The organism is Albidovulum sp., assembly GCF_041919395.1.
Classification (GTDB): Bacteria; Pseudomonadota; Alphaproteobacteria; order Rhodobacterales; family Rhodobacteraceae; genus Albidovulum.
In genome coordinates this window covers 12,251-30,049 of the sequence record NZ_JAYRTX010000031.1, presented here as the reverse complement: position 1 = coordinate 30,049, position 17,799 = coordinate 12,251, and the positions used below count along the sequence as shown (strand labels likewise).

General features: G+C 68.8%; 23 protein-coding genes and 1 pseudogene. 7 read left to right on the top strand and 17 right to left on the bottom strand.

The genetic code is table 11. The annotated features are described in order from the left end of the window. A pseudogene (locus ACMUOO_RS07445) lies at window positions 1-120 on the top strand (3-dehydroquinate synthase); the annotation flags it as partial. Between the two features lie 57 nt (window positions 121-177). On the opposite strand, the gene ssb reads toward ACMUOO_RS07445, so the two are convergent. Beyond that, window positions 178-711 (bottom strand): single-stranded DNA-binding protein, encoded by a 534-nt coding sequence (gene ssb, locus ACMUOO_RS07440; RefSeq protein WP_301918806.1) that lies wholly within the window; start codon window positions 709-711, stop codon window positions 178-180. A gap of 149 nt (window positions 712-860) precedes the next feature. On the opposite strand from ssb, the gene ACMUOO_RS07435 reads away from it, so the two are divergent. Both ACMUOO_RS07435 and ACMUOO_RS07430 read left to right on the top strand, forming a co-directional pair. Continuing rightward, window positions 861-1,418, top strand: a complete 558-nt coding sequence (locus ACMUOO_RS07435) for a helix-turn-helix transcriptional regulator (protein WP_301918807.1) — start codon at window positions 861-863, stop codon at window positions 1,416-1,418. A gap of 77 nt (window positions 1,419-1,495) precedes the next feature. After that, the gene (locus tag ACMUOO_RS07430; protein WP_413854979.1) at window positions 1,496-2,113 is read left to right on the top strand and encodes a lytic transglycosylase domain-containing protein; all 618 of its coding nucleotides are present in this window, start codon (window positions 1,496-1,498) and stop codon (window positions 2,111-2,113) included. Here ACMUOO_RS07430 and ACMUOO_RS07425 read toward each other — a convergent pair. The 10 genes from ACMUOO_RS07425 to ACMUOO_RS07380 form a co-directional block, all read right to left on the bottom strand. Then, the gene (locus ACMUOO_RS07425) at window positions 2,101-2,394 is read right to left on the bottom strand and encodes a putative quinol monooxygenase (protein WP_301918808.1); all 294 of its coding nucleotides are present in this window, start codon (window positions 2,392-2,394) and stop codon (window positions 2,101-2,103) included. The genes ACMUOO_RS07430 and ACMUOO_RS07425 overlap by 13 nt on opposite strands. Before the next feature lie 69 nt (window positions 2,395-2,463). Further along, window positions 2,464-3,114, bottom strand: a complete 651-nt coding sequence (locus ACMUOO_RS07420; RefSeq protein WP_301918809.1) for a nucleoside triphosphate hydrolase — start codon at window positions 3,112-3,114, stop codon at window positions 2,464-2,466. Between the two features lie 7 nt (window positions 3,115-3,121). After that, the gene (locus ACMUOO_RS07415) at window positions 3,122-3,916 is read right to left on the bottom strand and encodes an ABC transporter permease (RefSeq protein ID WP_301918810.1); all 795 of its coding nucleotides are present in this window, start codon (window positions 3,914-3,916) and stop codon (window positions 3,122-3,124) included. Continuing rightward, window positions 3,913-4,638: an ABC transporter ATP-binding protein gene (locus tag ACMUOO_RS07410; RefSeq protein ID WP_301918811.1), complete on the bottom strand. Its 726-nt coding sequence runs from the start codon at window positions 4,636-4,638 to the stop codon at window positions 3,913-3,915. Before ACMUOO_RS07410 ends, ACMUOO_RS07415 begins: the two co-directional genes overlap by 4 nt. Next, entirely contained in the window at window positions 4,635-5,243 is a 609-nt protein-coding gene (locus ACMUOO_RS07405) for an ABC transporter ATP-binding protein (protein WP_301918812.1), read from the bottom strand. The genes ACMUOO_RS07410 and ACMUOO_RS07405 overlap by 4 nt, the downstream gene beginning before the upstream one ends. Beyond that, window positions 5,240-6,001, bottom strand: coding sequence for an ABC transporter permease (locus tag ACMUOO_RS07400; protein WP_301918813.1), 762 nt, complete (start codon window positions 5,999-6,001; stop codon window positions 5,240-5,242). Before ACMUOO_RS07400 ends, ACMUOO_RS07405 begins: the two co-directional genes overlap by 4 nt. Next, complete coding sequence (locus tag ACMUOO_RS07395) at window positions 5,994-6,968, bottom strand: ABC transporter substrate-binding protein (protein ID WP_301918814.1); 975 nt, start codon at window positions 6,966-6,968, stop codon at window positions 5,994-5,996. The genes ACMUOO_RS07400 and ACMUOO_RS07395 overlap by 8 nt, the downstream gene beginning before the upstream one ends. 58 nt (window positions 6,969-7,026) lie before the next feature. Then, window positions 7,027-7,467 (bottom strand): hypothetical protein, encoded by a 441-nt coding sequence (locus ACMUOO_RS07390; RefSeq protein WP_301918815.1) that lies wholly within the window; start codon window positions 7,465-7,467, stop codon window positions 7,027-7,029. Between the two features lie 11 nt (window positions 7,468-7,478). After that, entirely contained in the window at window positions 7,479-8,450 is a 972-nt protein-coding gene (locus ACMUOO_RS07385) for a YVTN family beta-propeller repeat protein (RefSeq protein WP_413854978.1), read from the bottom strand. After that, a complete protein-coding gene (locus ACMUOO_RS07380) occupies window positions 8,447-9,634 on the bottom strand; it encodes an ABC transporter substrate-binding protein (protein WP_301918817.1) in 1,188 nt (395 codons plus the stop codon). The genes ACMUOO_RS07385 and ACMUOO_RS07380 overlap by 4 nt, the downstream gene beginning before the upstream one ends. Before the next feature lie 121 nt (window positions 9,635-9,755). Between ACMUOO_RS07380 and ACMUOO_RS07375 the strand changes: the two genes are divergently transcribed. From ACMUOO_RS07375 to ACMUOO_RS07360, 4 genes are read left to right on the top strand one after another with little or no spacing between them, the layout of a single operon-like run. Continuing rightward, window positions 9,756-10,268 (top strand): DUF3280 domain-containing protein, encoded by a 513-nt coding sequence (locus tag ACMUOO_RS07375; protein ID WP_301918818.1) that lies wholly within the window; start codon window positions 9,756-9,758, stop codon window positions 10,266-10,268. Window positions 10,269-10,276: 8 nt separating this feature from the next. After that, window positions 10,277-10,810: an SRPBCC family protein gene (locus ACMUOO_RS07370; protein ID WP_301918819.1), complete on the top strand. Its 534-nt coding sequence runs from the start codon at window positions 10,277-10,279 to the stop codon at window positions 10,808-10,810. Next, entirely contained in the window at window positions 10,782-11,753 is a 972-nt protein-coding gene (locus ACMUOO_RS07365; protein WP_301918820.1) for a beta-propeller fold lactonase family protein, read from the top strand. Before ACMUOO_RS07370 ends, ACMUOO_RS07365 begins: the two co-directional genes overlap by 29 nt. After that, complete coding sequence (locus ACMUOO_RS07360; protein ID WP_301918821.1) at window positions 11,738-12,535, top strand: quinoprotein dehydrogenase-associated SoxYZ-like carrier; 798 nt, start codon at window positions 11,738-11,740, stop codon at window positions 12,533-12,535. Before ACMUOO_RS07365 ends, ACMUOO_RS07360 begins: the two co-directional genes overlap by 16 nt. Here ACMUOO_RS07360 and ACMUOO_RS07355 read toward each other — a convergent pair. The 6 genes from ACMUOO_RS07355 to fghA all read right to left on the bottom strand — a co-directional run bounded on the left by ACMUOO_RS07355 (window position 12,529) and on the right by fghA (window position 17,749). Then, complete coding sequence (locus ACMUOO_RS07355; RefSeq protein WP_301918822.1) at window positions 12,529-13,068, bottom strand: PQQ-dependent catabolism-associated CXXCW motif protein; 540 nt, start codon at window positions 13,066-13,068, stop codon at window positions 12,529-12,531. The two genes, ACMUOO_RS07360 and ACMUOO_RS07355, sit on opposite strands and share 7 nt — an antisense overlap. Continuing rightward, window positions 13,065-13,898, bottom strand: coding sequence for a substrate-binding domain-containing protein (locus ACMUOO_RS07350; RefSeq protein ID WP_301918823.1), 834 nt, complete (start codon window positions 13,896-13,898; stop codon window positions 13,065-13,067). Before ACMUOO_RS07350 ends, ACMUOO_RS07355 begins: the two co-directional genes overlap by 4 nt. A gap of 4 nt (window positions 13,899-13,902) precedes the next feature. Then, a complete protein-coding gene (locus tag ACMUOO_RS07345) occupies window positions 13,903-14,421 on the bottom strand; it encodes a c-type cytochrome, methanol metabolism-related (RefSeq protein WP_301918824.1) in 519 nt (172 codons plus the stop codon). Between the two features lie 63 nt (window positions 14,422-14,484). Beyond that, the gene (xoxF5, locus tag ACMUOO_RS07340) at window positions 14,485-16,284 is read right to left on the bottom strand and encodes a lanthanide-dependent methanol dehydrogenase XoxF5 (protein WP_301918825.1); all 1,800 of its coding nucleotides are present in this window, start codon (window positions 16,282-16,284) and stop codon (window positions 14,485-14,487) included. 175 nt (window positions 16,285-16,459) lie between these two features. Beyond that, window positions 16,460-16,864, bottom strand: coding sequence for a c-type cytochrome (locus ACMUOO_RS07335; protein WP_413854977.1), 405 nt, complete (start codon window positions 16,862-16,864; stop codon window positions 16,460-16,462). A 27-nt stretch (window positions 16,865-16,891) separates the two neighbouring features. Further along, on the bottom strand, window positions 16,892-17,749 hold the full coding sequence (gene fghA / locus ACMUOO_RS07330) for an S-formylglutathione hydrolase (RefSeq protein WP_413854976.1): 858 nt from the start codon (window positions 17,747-17,749) through the stop codon (window positions 16,892-16,894). Between the last annotated feature and the right edge of the window lie 50 nt (window positions 17,750-17,799).

Genomic DNA, 17,799 nt, shown 5'->3' with positions numbered 1-17,799 from the left:
GTGATGGACGGACGCCTGCGCTTCATCCTCGCCCGCGCGATTGGCGAGGCCTTCGTGGCGACGGACGTGCCGGGCGAGGTGGTGTTGGGGCTTTTGCGGGACGCGCTGGCGGGGCGCTGACCCCACCTTCGGGCAGCCGGATGCCGGCGCACCAGTGCGGCGCCCCGGCGTCTCGGCTCAGAACGGGATCTCGTCGTCGAGGTCCGGCCGGCCACCGCCCGACCCGCCCCCAGACCCGCCCCCCGATCCACCCCCCGGGCCGCCCGATCCGCCGGCGCCGCCGCCGTAGCCCCCCGAGCCGCCGCCATAACCGCCGCCGGAGCGGTCGTCGTCATAGCCGCCGCCCGCGCCGCCGCCGTCGCGCCCGTCGAGCAGCGTCAACTCGCCGCGGAACTGCCGCAGCACGACCTCGGTCGTGTAGCGGTCGGCGCCCGACTGGTCCTGCCATTTGCGGGTTTCGAGCTGGCCCTCGATATAGACCTTGGAACCCTTCTTCAGGTACTGTTCGGCGATCTTTGCGAGGTTCTCGTTGAAGATCGCGACCGAGTGCCATTCGGTCCGCTCCTTCCGCTCGCCCGTGTTGCGGTCGCGCCAGGTCTCCGAGGTGGCGATCCTGAGATTGCAGACCTTGCCGCCGTTGGGGAACGACCGCACCTCCGGATCGCGGCCGAGATTTCCGACCAGAATGACCTTGTTCACCGAACCCGCCATGGCGGACCTCCTCGTCCCGATTCCATTCGCCCCGTTAGAGCATCCGTGCCGGGCCAAGAAAAGCGCTCATGGTTAACATTCGCCTAACCGGTCCTTCCGGACGGCGTGCGGCTGCGCTACAACGCGGCCGGCAACGATGGAGCCCCTGCGTGGAGAGAGTGGCACGGCCGGAACGGACGAAGGAGGCCGCGGTCGCGGCCCTGATGCTGGTGCAGGCTGCCTGCGCAACCTTCTTCCTGCTCGACATACTCGGCGACTTTCTGGATGCGTCTGACGGCGTCTGGGCGCGGCCGCACCTTGTCATGGAACTTGCCGCCAACCTCAGCCTGATTGCCGCCGTCGCGTTCGAGGCGGCCTATCTGCGCCGGCTGCTGCGCCGGCAGGCCCGGACCGATAGGGCGCTCTCGGCGGCCTCCGGTGCGCTCCACGACGTCATGGACGCCTATTTCGATGACTGGGGCCTCACGCCTTCGGAGGCAGACGTCGCGCGCTTCACGATCAAGGGCTGCACCATCGCCGAGGTCGCGGGCCTGCGGGGCTCGGCCGAAGGCACGGTGAAGACGCATCTGAACGCGATCTACCGCAAGGCCGGCGTTCAGGGGCGCGCGCAACTCGTCAACCTGCTGATCGAGGACCTTCTGGCGGGACCCGTCCCGCGACCGCAGGAGGCGGCCGCGCGCAACGGCCGGGCCGCGGCACGCGCCTGAGGCGCGCTGTCGCGGGGCTGGAACGGGGATCAAAATCGGCTATAGTCCCGGCGCGCGAACGAAACCGCGGGGGACAGATGCGGATCACCAGGGCCTGGCTTCTCGCCGCCGGTCTGGCGGCATGTTTCGATTCCGGCGCAGCCATGGCCGAGGGGTTGACGCTGGCGCGATCCTCGCCGGCCTCGGCGTCCTCGCGGCTCGCGCTCTTCCGCAAGCAGACGGCGGTGCTCGATACCCGCGCCTCGGTCCAGTACGACACCTCGGTGCGGCTGACGCCGCACGGCAAGACGGCCGCCACGCCGGCATCCGTGCCGCGCTATTCGGGTCGCTACCGCGGTCTCTACCTCGATGCCGCGCGCGAGGCGGCGCGGCGCCACGGTATCCCCGAGGATCTGTTCCTCAGGCTCGTCCAGCAGGAATCGGGCTGGAATCCGCAGGCGGTCTCGCACAAGGGGGCGACCGGGCTCGCGCAGCTCATGCCGGGGACGGCGAGCCGTCTCGGGGTCGATCCGACCGACCCGCACGACAATCTCAACGGCGGGGCGCGCTATCTCAGGATGATGTACGACCGGTTCGGCGACTGGAAACTGGCGCTCGCCGCCTACAACGCCGGGCCGGAGGCCGTGCAGAAACATGGCGGTATTCCGCCCTATGCCGAAACCAAGGGCTATGTCCGCGCCATCTATGGCGGCTGATCGCCCTCCTCGCGGATGACGTAGTCGCGCGGTATGCCCTTCGTGGCCCGCCCCCAAAGTGTCGTGGCCGCGCGGGCCTGATGCGCCAGGAACGCGGCGCAGTCGCGGAAGCCCTCGCTGACCGCAAAGCGGCAGGGGTCGGCATGGGACCGCCACACCTCGAACCTCACGCATCCGGGTTCGGCACGCGTCAGCCGGACGTGCTCGGGCAGCAGGGCCGCGACCCGGTCGGCTTCTTCGAGCGAGCGGCACAGCAGGAAGCCGGAGAGTGTTACGGTCATGTCGGCGTCTGCACCTTGATCGATTTCGTCATTATCTCGCCGAATAGCGCGCATGATGGTCCTGAACTTTCACTTCTCGAACCATATGCCCGGTGCGATGACAAGATCCGCCGACCGGCTACGCGCAGCGACAATCCGCCCGTTGGGGAGGTCGTTCTCCTCCAGCTTGCGGGCGATGTCCTCGGGCGACAGCCCGTAGCCCTGCCAGCGCCGGGAGAGCCTCTGGCGCAACACATCCTCGGGAACGTCGAGCCGCACCGTAAGGTCGAAATGCCGGGCGAGGCCGTTCCAGGGGGGCTCCGCGAGGAGCAGGTAGTTTCCCTCCGCCACGATCACCGGCGTCTCGGCCGGGATCAGCCGCGCGCCGGCGCGGGCGATCTCGATGCCGCGGTCGAAGACGGGCACCGCCACGAAAGCCTCGTCGCGGGCGCCGAGGCGCGCGAGCGCGTGGTCGAGCCCGCCGACGTCGAACGTGTCGGGCGCGCCCTTCCGCGCCCGCCGGCCGAGTGCGTCGAGGACGCGGTCGTCGAAGTGGAATCCGTCCATCGGCAGGAGGGCTGCGCGGCCCGGATCGCGCGCGTTGAGCCCGTCAACCAGTGCCTCGGCCAGCGTCGACTTGCCCGAGCCGGGGGCGCCGGCGATGGCGACGATGGTTCGGCTCTCGCGCGGCCTGCGGCGGAGAACCTCGAGCAGGCCCGCCGCGTCGATCGTTTCGTCCATCTCTGCCCTATCCGGCCCGGCGCCGCGTCAGCCCCCGTGCGGGATCATAGCCCCAGAGCGCGGCGGCAAGGAAGGCCGCGAAGCTCAGCGCGGTCCAGAAAAGCGCGGGGCCGTTCCACTGGAGATACAGCGCGAATCGGATTGCCTCGACGGCGTGGGTGAAGGGATTGAAGGCGCAGATGTCGCGCAGGAGCGGCGAGCTTTCGGCCATCTTCCAGAGGGGATAGAGCGCGGTGGAAAGGAAGAACATCGGGAAGATGACGAAGTTCATCACGCCGGCGAAATTCTCGAGTTGACGGATCGTCGAGGAGATGAAGAGGCCGAGCGCGCCGAGCATCAGTCCGGTAAGGACGAGGACGGGCAGCACGGCAAGGTAGCCGAGGGGCTCCATCTCGATCCCGAATCCCCAGGCGAGGGCGAGGAAGACCGCGATCTGGAGGATCGAGACGAGGGTGCCGGCGAGAAGCTTCGCGAAGAGGAGCCACCAGCGCGGCAGGGGCGAGGTGAGGAGAAGCCGCATCGAGCCCATCTCCTGATCGTAGACCAGCGACAGCGAGGACTGCATCCCGTTGAAGAGCTGGATCATCCCGACGAGGCCGGGGACGATGTAGACCTCGTAGGTGATGTAGGTCTGGTAGGGCGGCACGATGGAGAGGCCGAGGGCCGCGCGGAATCCGGCGGCGAACACCAGAAGCCAGACGAGCGGGCGCACCAGGGCGGCAAGGAAGCGGCCGCGCTGCGACAGGAAGCGCAAGGCTTCGCGGATGACGACGGCGCGCAGGGCGACCCACCAGGCAGTCATGCCGCCGCCTCCTCGCCGCCGGTGAGCGCGAGGAAGGCCGCGCCGAGGCTCTGCGTTCCGGCGATCTCGGCCGCGTCCGCGCGGACAAGGACGCGGCCCCTGTGGAGCACGACGACGGGATCTTCGGGCCGGATCTCGTCCACCAGATGCGTGGCCCAGAGAACGGCCATGCCCCCTGCGGCGAGGTCGTGGACATGGGCGGTTATGGCCTGACGGCTGGCGGCGTCGAGTCCCACCGTGGGTTCGTCGAGAAGGAGGACGGCGGGCGCGTGAATGAGCGCGCGGGCGATCTCCATCCGCCGCCGGTGGCCGCCGTTCAGGGCGCGGACCTGCTCGCCCGAGCGCTCGCGCATGCCAAGCCGGTCGAGTGCGGCGTCGATGGCCGTCTCGGCCCGCCGTCCCGAAAGCCCGTGGAGGCCCGCGAAGTAGCGCAGGCTGCGGCGCACCGAGAGGTCGAGGTCGAGCGTCGGCTGCTGGAAGACGACGCCGATCCGCGCCAGCGCCTGCCGCGGCGCACGCGCGAGGTCATGGCCCGCAACGACGATCCGCCCCGAGGGCGGCACCAGAAGCCGGGTCATCAGCGAAAAGAGCGTCGACTTGCCCGCGCCATTGGGCCCCAGAAGCGCCGTGAACCGGCCGGCTTCCGCCGAAAAGCTCACCCCGTCGAGCGCGCGCCTCGTGCCGTAGCTGTAGCTGACATCCTCGACGTCGAGCCCGGTCATGCGCCCCCTCCGTTCGTGGCGATGGTCGCAGGCCGGCCCGCGAGGCGCAAGACGCGGGACGCGAGGCGCCGCGCCTCGGCCTCCGCGTGCGTGACGAAGAGCGTCGCCGGCCGCGCCCCGGCGATGAGCCGTTCGGTGAGCGCCAGCATCTCGTCCGCCGTCGCAGGGTCAAGCGAGGCGAAGGGCTCGTCGAGGATGAGAGCCTGCGGCGCGCCGGCGAAGGCGCGGGCAAGCGCCACGCGACGCTGCTGGCCGAGCGAAAGCTGGCGGGGGAAGAGGTCCGCCTTGTCGGCGATCCCCACCTGCGCCAGCGCTTCCATCGCGCCGGCGCGCGAAAGGCCGGGATGGACGAGCGTCAGGTTCTCGGCCGCGGTCCGCCAGGGCAGGAGCATCGGTTCCTGGAAGACCATGGTGAGCCGTTCGGGTCGCGTGACGGCGCCGGCGAAGTCGCGGTCGATCCCCGCGACGATGCGCAGGAGCGTGGACTTGCCGATGCCCGAGGGGCCAAGCACCGTCACCACCTCGCCTGGCGCAACGTCGAAGGCGACGTCGCCGAGGACCGGCGTGGCCCCGAACACCTTGGCGGCGATGCGCACGGAGATCATGCGCCCCTCCAGCGGCGGATGCGCCGTTCGGCGGGCTGGAGCAGGGTCCATTCCACCAGGAGCATCACCACGATGAAGGACAGGGAGTAGACGAGGACGCCCGCCACGTCGAACTGCTGGAAGTTGAGATGGATCATGAAGCCCACGCCGTTCGACCGGCCGAGGAACTCCACCACCAGCACGATCTTCCAGATCACCGCGATGCCGGACCGCGCGGCGGCGGTGACGAAGGGGGCAAGCTGCGGCAGGGTGACGTGACGGAGCCGGGCGAGGGGCGGCACCCGGAAGACCTGCGCCATGGCGGCGAGGCCGGGGTCGAGCGCGCGGGCCCCCTCGCGGATCACGGTGACGACGTTCGGGATCTTGTTCAGCGTCACGGCGGCGATGGCGGCCGTTTCGTTCAGCCCGATCCAGAGATAGCAGAGCACGATGAGGACGAGTGCGGGCAGGTTCAGGAACACGACGAGCCAGGGGTCGAGCCAGCGGTCCACGGCCGGATAGCGTCCCATGAGAAGCCCGAGCGCCGTGCCGATGGACATGGCGAGGGCGAAGGCCCAGGCGACGCGGGTCAGCGTCATGCCGAGGTGCAAGGGCAGCGCGCCCGAGGCGACCTCGCGCCCGAACGGCCGGGCGAGCGACCAGGGCTGCGGCAGGATGGTCGGATCGGCCGTCAGCGTGGCCGCGATGACCCAGAGGGCGAGGAGCGCCCCGAGCGAAAGCGCCCGGACGGCCGCGGGAGAGGGCGCCCGGTCAGTCAAGTTTCAGGAACACGCCCGCAGGCAGCGTCGTCGCCTTGCCCACGAGTTCCTCCCCGCCGAGTTCGGCCATGAGCCGCAGGAACCGGTCGGCCGCCGCCTCGTCCACCGGGGCGCCGGACGGAATGCCGGCGCGGTAGCCCTCGACGAGGGCCGCGAATTCGGCGTCGTCCTCGGCATTCATCATGGGCCGTATCGCGTCCCATGCGGTATCGTCGGTCCTGAGCTTCTCCTTCGCGGCGGCCGAGGCGCGGGCGAGTCCCTGCGCAACCTCCGGGTGGGCGGCCACGTAGTCGTCCTTCAGCACATAACCCAGAAGCGGCGTATCCGGGTCGAGCCCGAGTGCCGTCGCCGCCTCGGTCACCGTCACGAGGTCGTGCATCCCCTTGGCCTTCATCTTGGCGAGGAAGTGCCAGAAGTTCACCGCGCCGGCGGTTTCCCCGTCGAGCCCGGCCTTGAAGATCAGGGGCGGCGCGCCGAAGACCTGCTCGGTCTCGGCCGCGAGGTTCATACCGTGCTGCTTCTCGGCATAGGCCCGGAGGATCAGCCAGCTCTTGTCCAGGGGGCCGCCCGCGACTCCGATCTTCTTGCCCTTGAGGTCGGAGAGCGAGGCGATGCCGCTGTCGTCCCTGACCACGAGACTGCCCACGGCGCGCGAATACGGGAGGAAGACGAAGTCCTTGCCCTCCGCCCGCATCATTGCGACCCAGATCCAGTCGGCCACCACCACGTCGGCCTCGCCGCCTTCGAGCGCGATGCGGGTCGCCGCATTGTCGGCGTAGTCCTGCACCAGAAGATCGAACCCGTTCGCCGTGTCGAATCCGTTGGCCTTGATCGTGGCGATTTCCCAGTTGACGGTGCCGGTCTTCAGAAGCGCCGCGCGAAGCTGCGGCAGGTCCTGCGCGAAAACCGCGCCGGCGAGTGCGACGAGGGCGGCTACTGCGGCGGCGAGTCGATTGAGGTTTGTCATTCCTACCTCCCACAGGCGGGGCGGGACGACACCGTCCCGGTCATTCGAGCGTGCCCGCTCATTCGATCGTGATCGTGACGCTCTGGCTCTCGGACGTCGTCCCCGGGATGGCCAGCCGGTAGCTGCCGGGCTTGATCGCGATGAAGCTCAGGGTCGCCTCGCCCGCGTCGTCGAACTCGAGACTGTCCACCGCCATCGGGCGCACCTCGATGTCGTTGATGACGATCTCGTTCATCCAGATCGCGCGGAAGAACTCCGGCCCCGCGAGCGCAAGCTCGGCCGAGCCGTCGGCGGTGACGATGATCTCGTAATAGGCGCCGGACTGAAGCTTCACCGGCCCAGTCGCCAGCGGCTGGCCGGAAGCGAGGGTAAGCGCGATGGGCTCGCCCCGGTTGCAGCTTGCGAGAAGCCCGGCGAAGCCGAGATTGTCGCAGAGGGGCGCCGCCGCGGCGGGCCCGGCGGCAAGACCGGTCAAGACGGCCAGCAAATGTCGCATCATCACGTTCCCCTTCAGTTTGGCGCGACGACGACGCCCCAGGGCTGCTCGCCCACCTGCACCGACTTCACCACCTTCTCGGCCTTCACGTCTATGATGCTGACGTCGTTGGAGTTGCCGTTCGTCGTGATCAGGAAAGCCTCGTCGGGCGTGAAGGCCATCTGCCAGACGCGCTGCCCGACGAGCAGGTAATCGATCACCTCGTCCGTCCTGCCGTCGATCACCGCGACCCGGTTCGCCGGACCGAGCGCCACGAAGACGCGGGAATCGTCTGCGGTGATCTTCACCCCCACCGGCTGGAGCCACTCGGGCAGGACGCCCGGCACCTCGAAGGTGATCTTCTTCATCACCGAAGGCTCGGCAGCCGTCATGTCGATCACCGAGACGGTGCCGCCGATCTCCGAACTGACGTAGAGCTTGGTGCCGTCGCGGGTGAACTCGGCATAGCGCGGACGCTGGTCCACCAGCACGTTGTGGGTGATCTCGTAGCTTGCGGCGTCGATGAAATGCGCCATGTTCGTCGTCTCGGAGGTGTTGATGATCACCTTCGCGTCGGGGCTGATGGCCATGCCCTCGGGCTCCACCCCCACGGGCACCTCGGCCAGCACCTCGCGGGTGGCGACATCGACGACGGTCACGAGGTTGTCGTCCTCGTTGGCGATGTAGAGCGGATTGCCCGAAGGATGGAGGACGAAAAGCTCCGGGTCCGGCCCGGAGGGAAGGGTGCGGATTTCCTCGTAGCTCTCGGGGTCGAAGACGCGCACCGTGTCGTCGTCCGAGGCGCAGACATAAAGCTCCTTGCCGTCGGGGCTCATCGTGATCCCGCGCGGCCGGTTGCCGGCCGGGAAATCGGCGATCCGCTCCCAGGTCGTGCTGTCGAGCACGGTGACCGTATTGCCGCGTTCGTTGGTGACGAAGACCTTGTTGGCCAGCGCCGGCGTCGCGGCCAGCAGGGCGGACAGCAGAAGGGCGGGGAGCATCGTCATCCTCCGAAGGCGGTGCAGGCGGTTTCCGGGCGGTCGCGACCGAGCGTGTCGAGCGGCGAGACCTGGTGCAGGAACCCGTCCTGCGGCGAGACCGAGACCATCACGTGCCGGTCGGTCAGGATCACCGGCTGGCGAAGCTGGCCGTTCCACGGGCGGAACGTGACCTTCTGGCCCTTGAAGGCGGCCAGTTCGAAGGCGTCCGAGAGGGCATAGTCGCGGATCGCGGAGGGCTCCGCGCTGCCCGTCCTTGTCGCCGCCTCGCCGATCACCCGCAGCGCGAGCCACGTCTGGTAATCCTCCTCGCGCATCGGCCGGCCGGTCAGCCGCTCGAACCGGCGCTGGAACTGCGTCGCGCCCCAGGCTTCCAGCGCGGGCATCCAGGTAACCGGGATGAGCCCGGCAGAGCCCGCAACGGGGCGCGGCTCCCAGAGGTGGAAGGGTAGGTAGGCCGCGAACACGTCCTGCTCGTCCGCGGCGAGCACCACGTCGTGCTCTTCGGCGCCCTGGGTGAAGACAGGGATCTGCTTCTGGACGAGCACATGGCCCGTGTCGGTGCGCCGGGCGCCCCCGGTGTCCTCGAAGACGCGCTCCTCGGCGATCTTGGCACCGAACTTGGCCGCCGAGGCGCGGTAGGCGTCGGCAAGCGCCTCGTCCGAGGGGTGCGAGCCCCGTATCAGGAAGAGGCGCGTCCACTTCTTCCAGACAAGGAACTGCACCACGGCATCCGTCATCATAGACCGGCTCGGCGCGACATGAAGCATGTTGGCGCGGCAATCCTCCTCGCGCAGGCGCTCGTCGCGGGCGCCCGCGTTCAGGATCAGCATCTCCGGCCCGGCGCGGTCGGCGAGCGCGAGCGTTCCGTCCGCGTCGGCCAGGACGACGACGATGTGAATGCCCTCGGCCTTGAGCGTGTCGAGTGCCTCCGCCGCATCCTCCGGCGGGGCGGCGCGGGTTTCGAGCGCGAATTCCATGCCGAGAAAGCGCCCCGTGGTCTGGTTGTCCTCGGCGGCGAGCGCCGCGCCCGCGAAGCCGAGGTCGTCCGGCGGCAGGTCGAGGCGCGAGATCGGCAGGTCGCGCGGGCTGTCGATCCTGAGCACGGCGGCCTTCACCTCCTCCCCGGCCGCAGGCGCCGCGGCGATGCCGAGCGCGAGCGCGGCGCCGAGGATCGGCCAAGCGGCAGACATTCGCGGCAACCTCCCAATTTTCCACGAATCCGGCTCCTAGGATGCGCTGCGGGGCGGGGCGGGGAAACCGATACTTATGGTTGCATTGCCGGGCGGGGGGGCGGCGCTAGACTTCAACGCCATGACACAATGGGTCGCCCTTGCGTGGTTCCTTCTGGCGCCGGCCGCGGCCGCTGCGGCCGGCTACGGTGACCCGCTCGACCCCGGCGCGCGGGTTGCCTTCCTCGGGATGGGCTTTGTCGATACCTCGACCGAGGGCGCCTATGATGGGGTGCGCGACGACCAGACGGCGCGGCTGCGTCTTGTGGAGGAGGCCGTGCGGACGCGGTTCCGCGAGGAGGGGTTTGCCCTTCTGCCGACCGACCCCGTGGCGCCCGACCTTGCACAGGTGGTGAACCCCGCCGATTGCGCGGGCTGCGAACTGCGGCTCGCCGAAAAGCTCGGCGCCGACTATGTCGTCGTGGGAGAGGTGCAGAAGGTCTCCAACCTGATCCTGTCGATGAATCTCGTCCTGCGCGAGGTGCCTTCGGGCATGATGCTGCGCGGCCTCAGCGTCGATTTCCGCTCGAACACCGACGAAACCTGGCTGAGGGCCATGCGCTACATCCTGCGTTACAACTTCTTCAAGGCATGAGGTCTGCCATGAACCTGCTGCGCCCCTTCTTCGTGCTTGTCCTTCTGCTGCTGCCGGGCCTCGCCCAGGCCCACGGGCCGACCCGTCAGAAGCTGACACTGGCGGTGGATGTCGCCGCCGCACCAGCCGATGTCTGGGCGGTCATCGGCAATTTCCACGACATGAGCTGGCATCCGGCTGTCTTCTCGACGACGGGCGAGGGCGGCAACGACATCGACTCGATCCGCGTCCTCACCCTCGGCCAGGAGGGCGGGCCCACGATCACCGAACAACTCACGAAATACAGCGCCGAGAAGATGAGCTACTCCTACATGATCACCGAGGTGAAGGTGGAGGTGCTGCCGGTCACCAACTATTCGAGCCATCTCACCGTCACGCCGAATGCCGCGGGGGGCAGCCATATCGAATGGCGGGGGGCGTTCTATCGGGGCTATCCGAACAATGATCCGCCGCCGGAACTGAACGACGAAGCCGCCCTCGCCGCCGTCACCGGCGTCTATCAGGCCGGGCTCGATGCGCTGGTCCAGCGTTTCGGCCAGTAGCGCGCTCCTGGCGCTGGCACTCGCCGCCCTGCCCGGGCGCGCGGAGACAGCCTATGTCACCAACCAGTCCTCCTCGGACCTGTCGGTGATCGACCTCGGCCAGGGGCGGGAGGTCGCGCGGGTCCCCGTTCCGGGCCAGCCTGCCGGCCTTGCGGTGGCCGAGGCGCTGGGCGCGGTCTTCGTCGTCAGCCCCGAGACCAAGACGGTCAGTCGCCTTGCGCTTTCCGACCACGCGCTGACCGGGCGGCTCACGCTCGACGGCGGGCCGATCGGGGTCGCGGTGGACGAAACTGGCGGGCGGCTCTTCGTCTCGGACTGGTTCAATGCCCGCGTCTGGGTGATCGACGCCGGCAGGCTCGCGGTGACCGGGACGCTGGCGACGGGGGCGGCCCCGGCCGGACTGGCCCTGTCACCGGACGGAAGGTTCCTCGTCACCGCGGACCGGGACGCCGATGCTCTCACGGTCTTCGACGCCGGAACACTGGCGCCGCTCCATCGGATCGCCGTCGGCACGCGGCCCTTCGGGCTGGCCTTCTCGCCCGACGGCCGGGTCTTTTCGGCCGATGTCGGGTCGAACACCGTCACGGCTGCCGATCCCGTCACGGGTCAAGTACTCGGCAAGGTGCCGACGGGCGCGCGGCCCTATGGCATCGCCTTTGCCGCCGGGCGGGGCTTCGTGACCGACCAGTATGCCGACACGGTGACGGTCTTCGACGCGGCGACACTCGCGCCCTTGGCAACCGTCGAGGTCGGCGAGTACCCCGAGGGGATAGACACCTCGCCCGACGGTGCCCGCGTCTATGTCGCCAACTGGTTCTCCAACACACTGAGCGTGATCGACGCAGCCTCGCTGAAGGTCACGGCGGAGATCGCGACAGGCGACGGGCCTCGCGCCTTCGGGGAGTTCGTCGCCAGGGGACGACCGACATGCGCCACTTGCTGACGGCGACTCTTCTGGCCATCGCGACCGCTGCCGGGGCGGAGGAGGGGGGCTGGCCGGACATTCGGGCGCAGCTTTACGGCGTGCGCGCGCTTGACCCGGCCGGGGGCGTCATCGCGCTCGACGCGCCCTACCGCACCGCCGACGACGCGCGCACGGTTGTCGGCGTCGCGCTCGTCGCGCCGCCCGGGCTCAGGATCGGCGCGGTGACGCTCGTCCTCGACGAAAACCCGATGCCGGTCTCGGCCATCCTTCGGCTGGTCGAACCGCTGCCACGCTTCCGCTTCGAGACGACGCTGCGGATCAACGGACCGACGCCGGTACACGTGATCGCCGAGACGGCAGACGGGCAGCTATTCATGGCCGAGGGGTTCGTGAAGACTTCCGGCCAGGGCGCCTGCGCCGCGCCGCCGGGGACGGACCCGGAGGCGGCCCTCGCCACCCTCGGCGAGATGACCATCGGCATCGGCGCAGCCACGGCCGCCGACCCGCTCGGGGCGCTTTCGGGCGCGCAGATGGACCTGACGCTCGGGCTTTCGCACCCCAGCCATTCCGGAATGCAGATGGATCAGATCACGCTCCTCTTCATCCCGATGCGCCATGTTGAGGATGTGCGGATCGACCTCGACGGCAAGCCCTATGCCGAGATCACGGGCTCCATCTCGCTGTCCGAAAATCCGGAGATGACGCTGTCCATTCCGGCCGATACTCGGGGCATCGACGTGACGATGACCGACACCGACGGCACCGTCGCCCATGCCTCGAAGCGGCTCGCGGACTACTGACCGCCCGGCTCCGGGGTCAGGTCCTTGGTCGGGTAGTCCATGAGTGTCCAGCCGTCGGTGCCCTCGGGGAACCAGTAGACATTGACGTAGCCGTAGCCGAGGGCCCGCTTCGCGGCGTTCCAGCTCATCCAGCAATCGGCGCGGCAGAAGAAGAGGACCGGGTGCGCGGGATCGCCGCCCGTGGCCTTCTGGAGGCCGGCGCGGAACCACGTTTCGGTGACCTCGGCGAGGCGGCCGTAGCCCACGTTCGGCAGCCAGATCGCGCCGGGGATGGAATGGCGCGGCTTTTCGCGCCAGATCGTGCCCTCGGGCAACCCCTCGGGCTTCGGCGCGCGGGGCAGGACATCGACGAAGGCGACCTCGCCCGCCTGCCAGAGCGCGTGGGCGGCCTCGGCGTCCACCACGGTCGCGCCGGCCAGCGTCGCAGGCACCGGCGCGCGGTAGTCGTCCTCGCGGAATCCCTCCGGCTCGGCGACCTCGGCAAGGGCGGCGAGGGGCAGGAGGGCGAAGGCCAGCGCAAGCGCGTGTCTCATGGCGACACGGCCTTCGCCGCCGTCCCCATGTCGTCGAGGATCGGCACGCCGGCTTCGGCAAGAATGGCGTCGATCTTCGCCTGGTCGCGGCGGATGAGCGAGTTGAGCTTGCGCGACCAGGATTTCTCGCCCTGCCGCACGCCCATGGTGATCCGGTAGAACATCCGCGGCTGGCCGGGTTCGGAGAGGAGCGGCGTCACCTTCAGGCCCGGATGGGACTGCTTGACGAGGGGCCCGCCGATCGGTCCCCAGAGGATCGCCGCGTCGATCTCGCCCGCCTCCAGATCGGCGAGCATGTCGCCCGAGGGGTCCTGATAGCGGCGGTCAGCGAAGAGGTCGTAGCCTTTCGCGAGCGCCATGAGCCCGTTGCGGACGAGGTGGGTGGCGGGGGCGGAACCGGCGACGACACCCACCCGCTTGCCCTTCAGAGCGGGGTCGGAGAGGGCCGTCACCCCGGCGAGGGGCCCGTCCGCCTTGACGATCAGCACGTAGGCCGAGGTGTAGTAGTGGTTGGTGTTCAGCACCAGTTCGTCGCCCTGGGCGTAGCCGATCACCACGTCGCAGCGGTTCTCGGCGAGAGTCCGGCGGATGAATCCCGTGGCCATCGGATACCAGGTGTATTCGAGCGGCAGGCCGAGGTCGGCGGCAAGAAGCTCCGCGATGCGGTTCTCGAAGCCCGATCCGTCCTCGGCCGACATCGGCCGGTTGGCCGGATCGGCGCAGACCCGGAAGGCCGTGTCCGAGACGAGGTCCGAGGTCTGCTGTGCGGCCAGCGGCGCTGCAAGGAACAGCGCCGCCACCGTTGCGAGGAGCGCGAGGCGCCGCAGCATCGGCTCAGCTCCCCAGGCAGGCCGCTTCGGCCGCGCGGGTCTCGTCGGGCTTCTCGGCCCGCTTGGCCGGCCGCCCGCGGGGCAGCGCCTCGGTGCCGCGCGCCTTTAGGTAGGTGTAGATGTCGTCGAGATAGCACATGACGTTGGCATTGGTGCCGAAGGCGGGCATCACCGAGGTCTCTGCGGCGTTCACCTTCTGGCGGCCGTTCGTGACCACGTCGACGAAGTCGTAGTAGTCCATCGTCACGGCCGAGGTCTTCAGCGCGGGCGCGTAGCTCGATCCCTCGCCTTCCGGCCCGTGGCAGACATGGCATTCCGAGTGATAGCGGCGGAAGCCGGAATAGGTCGCCCAGTCGATTGTGCCGTCGGCCTCGATCTTGTAGGTCGGCACGCCGTTCTCGGCATACCACCGCCCGGCCTCGAAGGTGACGGGGTCGATGTTCTCGGGCGTGTTCTGCGCGCGGGCCGGCGCGGCGAGGCTTCCGGCAGCGGCGCAGAGGATCAGTAACGAAATCCGTGTCATGCTCGATTCCTCGGGGGAAAGGGGACCGGCGCGAAGGCCGCGCCGGTCCGGTGCTCGTTGGCCTCAGTCGGGCAGCGCGAAGACGGTCATCGACCCGCCGAGCGCGGTGTAGTCGTGAAGCGCCGCATAGCCGCCCACCGCGCCGAGACCGTCGTTGGGGTTGGTCAGACCGGCCGCAAGGCCGATGCCCGCCCAGCCGCCGACGCCCGACAGCACCGCGACATACTGCTTGCCGCCGTGCGTGTAGGTCATCACGTTGCCGATGATGCCCGAGGGGGTCTTGAACTTGTAGAGCTCCTTGCCCGTCTCGGCATCGACCGCCTTCAGGTAGCCTTCCAGCGTGCCGTAGAAGACCACCCCGCCGGCGGTGGCAAGGGCCCCCGACCAGACCGAGAACTGCTCGGGCAGCGACCACTTGATCTCGCCCTTCTTGCCGTCCCAGGCGATGAAGTTGCCCATGCCGCCGTGGCTGTTCGGCGCCGGGTACATCGAGAGCGTGGCACCGACATAGGGCTGACCGGCGGTGTAGCTCACCCGGAAGGGCTCGTAGTCCATGCAGACGTGGTTCGTCGGCACGTAGAAGAGCTCCGTCTGCGGCGAATAGGCCGCCGGCTGCTGGTCCTTCGAGCCAAGGGCCGCCGGGCAGATGCCGGTCGAGTTCACGTCCTCGCCGTTCTGCTCGGTCGAGTACTGCGCCACCACGGCGGGACGTCCGTAGTTGGCCGAGTTGGGGTCCATGTCGACGCCGGTCGTCCAGTTGACGGCCGGGTCGAACTTCTCGGCGACGAGAAGCTCGCCCGTCTCGCGGTCGAGCGTGTAGCCAAGGCCGTTCCGGTCGAAGTGGGTCAGAAGCTTGCGCATCTGGCCGTCGATCTCCTGGTCGGTCAGGATCATCTCGTTGATGCCGTCGAAGTCCCACTCGTCATGCGGCGTCATCTGGTAGAGCCACTTGGCCATCCCGTCGTCCGGGTCGCGGGCCATGATGGTCATCGACCAGCGGTTGTCGCCAGGCCGCTGCGACGGGTTCCAGGTGGAGGGGTTGCCGCTGCCGTAGTAGATCAGGTCAAGCTCCGGATCGTAGGAATACCAGCCCCAGGTCGTGCCGCCACCGATCTTCCACTGGTCGCCTTCCCAGGTGTTGGTGCCCGAATCCGGTCCGACCGGCTTGCCGAGATGCGTCGTCTTCTCGGGGTCGATCAGCGTGTCGCTGTCCGGGCCCATCGAATAGGCGCGCCAGGCGAGGCTGCCGTCGGCGATGTTGTAGGCCGTGACCGACCCGCGTACACCGAACTCGCCGCCCGAGATGCCGACGATCACCTTGTCCTTCACCGGCATGACGGTCGCGGTGTTGGTCTCCCCGATCGCCGGGTCGCCGTTCTTCACCGACCATGCCACCGCGCCGGTCTTGGCGTCGAGCGCCACGACCGTCGTGTCGGCCTGATGCAGGAAGATCTTGCCTTCGGCATAGGCGAGGCCACGGTTCACCGTGTCGCAGCACATCACCGGAATGACGCTCGGGTCCTGCTTCGGCTCGTATTTCCAGATCACCTTGCCGTCGTTGTTCAGGTCGAGCGCATAGACGATGTTGGGGAAGGGCGTGTGCACATACATCACGTCGCCGATCACCAGCGGCGAGCCCTCGTGCCCCCTCAGGACGCCGGTCGAGAAGGTCCAGGCGACCTGAAGCTGTCCCACGTTGTCCTTGTTGATCTGGTCGAGCTTGGAATAGCGCTGGTTGGCATAGTCGCCGGTCTGGATGACCCACTGGTTGGCGTCACCGATGAGCGCCTGAAGGTCGGCATTGGCCAGCGCGGCGGAACCGCCAAGGGTCAAGGCCGTCGTCAAGATAAGAAGTCGCTTCATGTTCTCCTCCCATTCGGGCTGCCGTTCATGGCAGTTTTCCCTTTGCGGCGCGGGGTCGGTGACCTCCTCCGAGGTTCGGCCGCGCGTCTCTGACGATCCTTCCGCGGACCCGGAGTTCCGGGCCGGTCCGGATTGGTTCGTTCCTCCGTTGGCTTCCCTCCTCCTGTTGCGCGTCCTAGGGCGCCGCGAAGGTCGCCAGATAGGCGATCACGTCGGCGCGTTCCTCTTCCTTTCGAAGCCCGGCGAAGCTCATCTTCGTTCCGGGCACGTAGCCCTTCGGATTTTCGAGGAGATGGCCGATCTCCTCCTCGGTCCAGACGAGACCTTCGGCTGCCTTCGCCTTCATCGCGTCCGAATAGGCGAAGTCCGCAATGCTCGCCGCGGGGCGGCCGACGATGCCGTTGAGCACCGGGCCGACCTTGTTCTTAGCGTCTGCCCCGACGGCATGGCAGGCGGCACATTTCTTGAAGACCTTCTCGCCCTTCGCGGCGTCGCCCGCCGCGTCGGCCCGCGCGGCAGGCGTCGCCAGCGATGCCGCCGCGACGGCCAGTGCCGCGGTGAACGTGGTTCCTGCCCTCATCCCCATTCCTGCCGGTCCTCCCTTCGCTCAGGCGGCGTGCAGCCGCTCGGCATGCCAGTTGACGTGGTCCTCGCCGAAGCTCGCGACGAAGAAATAGCTGTGGTCGTATCCCGCCTGGATCCGGAGCACCCCGGGCTGGCGCCGACCGGCCATGAGCGCGGCCAGCGCCTCGGGGCGCAGGAGGTCGAGGAACTGGTCGTCCGCCCCCTGGTCGATCAGGATGTCGCGCTCCCAGCCGAGGTCGGCGAGCAGGAGGCAGGCGTCGTAGACCGCCCAGTCCGCCTCGTCCTCTCCGAGGTAGGCCGAAAGCTGTTTCCGGCCCCAGTCCGACCGGGTCGGATTGACGATCGGTGCGAAGGCCGAGACCGAGCGGTAGAGGCCGGGGTTGCGGAAGGCGAGGGTCAGCGCGCCGTGCCCTCCCATCGAGTGGCCGGTGATCCCGTGCGCCTCGCCGACCGGGAGCGCCGCCTCCACGACCCCGCGCAACTCGCGCGTGATGTAGTCGTACATCTGGTAATGCGGCTTCCAGGGGTCGCGCGTGGCGTTGACGTAGAAACCCGCGCCCTGGCCGAGGTCATAGGCGCCGTCGTCGGCCACCCCCGGCCCGCGGGGCGAGGTGTCCGGAAAGACGAGCGCGATCCCGGCCTTCGCGGCATGGGCCTGCAGCCCGGCCTTCACCATGGCGTTCTCGTGGGTGCATGTCAGCCCCGATAGATACCAGAGCACCGGAACCGGCCCCAGTGCCGCCTGTGGCGGCAGATAGGCGCCGAAGGTCATCTCGGTTCCGCAGACCGCCGAGGCGTGGCGGAACACCGACTGTGTTCCCCCGAAGCTTCGGCTTTCGGAGACGAGGTGCAGGTGTTCGGTCATCGCGCCGTCGCTCATCGGTCCATCCTGGGGGCGGGCAAGCCTCGTTCGGGGCCGGACTCGCCCGC

Bases quoted from the DNA above. Each gene is read 5' to 3' on its own strand.
- ssb (WP_301918806.1), bottom strand. From the start codon at position 711: ATGGCGGGTTCGGTGAACAAGGTCATTCTGGTCGGAAATCTCGGCCGC.
- ACMUOO_RS07430 (WP_413854979.1), top strand. From the start codon at position 1,496: ATGCGGATCACCAGGGCCTGGCTTCTCGCCGCCGGTCTGGCGGCATGT.
- ACMUOO_RS07425 (WP_301918808.1), bottom strand. From the start codon at position 2,394: ATGACCGTAACACTCTCCGGCTTCCTGCTGTGCCGCTCGCTCGAAGAA.
- ACMUOO_RS07420 (WP_301918809.1), bottom strand. From the start codon at position 3,114: ATGGACGAAACGATCGACGCGGCGGGCCTGCTCGAGGTTCTCCGCCGC.
- ACMUOO_RS07415 (WP_301918810.1), bottom strand. From the start codon at position 3,916: ATGACTGCCTGGTGGGTCGCCCTGCGCGCCGTCGTCATCCGCGAAGCC.
- ACMUOO_RS07410 (WP_301918811.1), bottom strand. From the start codon at position 4,638: ATGACCGGGCTCGACGTCGAGGATGTCAGCTACAGCTACGGCACGAGG.
- ACMUOO_RS07405 (WP_301918812.1), bottom strand. From the start codon at position 5,243: ATGATCTCCGTGCGCATCGCCGCCAAGGTGTTCGGGGCCACGCCGGTC.
- ACMUOO_RS07395 (WP_301918814.1), bottom strand. From the start codon at position 6,968: ATGACAAACCTCAATCGACTCGCCGCCGCAGTAGCCGCCCTCGTCGCA.
- ACMUOO_RS07390 (WP_301918815.1), bottom strand. From the start codon at position 7,467: ATGATGCGACATTTGCTGGCCGTCTTGACCGGTCTTGCCGCCGGGCCC.
- ACMUOO_RS07385 (WP_413854978.1), bottom strand. From the start codon at position 8,450: ATGACGATGCTCCCCGCCCTTCTGCTGTCCGCCCTGCTGGCCGCGACG.
- ACMUOO_RS07380 (WP_301918817.1), bottom strand. From the start codon at position 9,634: ATGTCTGCCGCTTGGCCGATCCTCGGCGCCGCGCTCGCGCTCGGCATC.
- ACMUOO_RS07375 (WP_301918818.1), top strand. From the start codon at position 9,756: ATGACACAATGGGTCGCCCTTGCGTGGTTCCTTCTGGCGCCGGCCGCG.
- ACMUOO_RS07370 (WP_301918819.1), top strand. From the start codon at position 10,277: ATGAACCTGCTGCGCCCCTTCTTCGTGCTTGTCCTTCTGCTGCTGCCG.
- ACMUOO_RS07365 (WP_301918820.1), top strand. From the start codon at position 10,782: ATGCGCTGGTCCAGCGTTTCGGCCAGTAGCGCGCTCCTGGCGCTGGCA.
- ACMUOO_RS07360 (WP_301918821.1), top strand. From the start codon at position 11,738: ATGCGCCACTTGCTGACGGCGACTCTTCTGGCCATCGCGACCGCTGCC.
- ACMUOO_RS07355 (WP_301918822.1), bottom strand. From the start codon at position 13,068: ATGAGACACGCGCTTGCGCTGGCCTTCGCCCTCCTGCCCCTCGCCGCC.
- ACMUOO_RS07350 (WP_301918823.1), bottom strand. From the start codon at position 13,898: ATGCTGCGGCGCCTCGCGCTCCTCGCAACGGTGGCGGCGCTGTTCCTT.
- ACMUOO_RS07345 (WP_301918824.1), bottom strand. From the start codon at position 14,421: ATGACACGGATTTCGTTACTGATCCTCTGCGCCGCTGCCGGAAGCCTC.
- xoxF5 (WP_301918825.1), bottom strand. From the start codon at position 16,284: ATGAAGCGACTTCTTATCTTGACGACGGCCTTGACCCTTGGCGGTTCC.
- ACMUOO_RS07335 (WP_413854977.1), bottom strand. From the start codon at position 16,864: ATGAGGGCAGGAACCACGTTCACCGCGGCACTGGCCGTCGCGGCGGCA.
- fghA (WP_413854976.1), bottom strand. From the start codon at position 17,749: ATGAGCGACGGCGCGATGACCGAACACCTGCACCTCGTCTCCGAAAGC.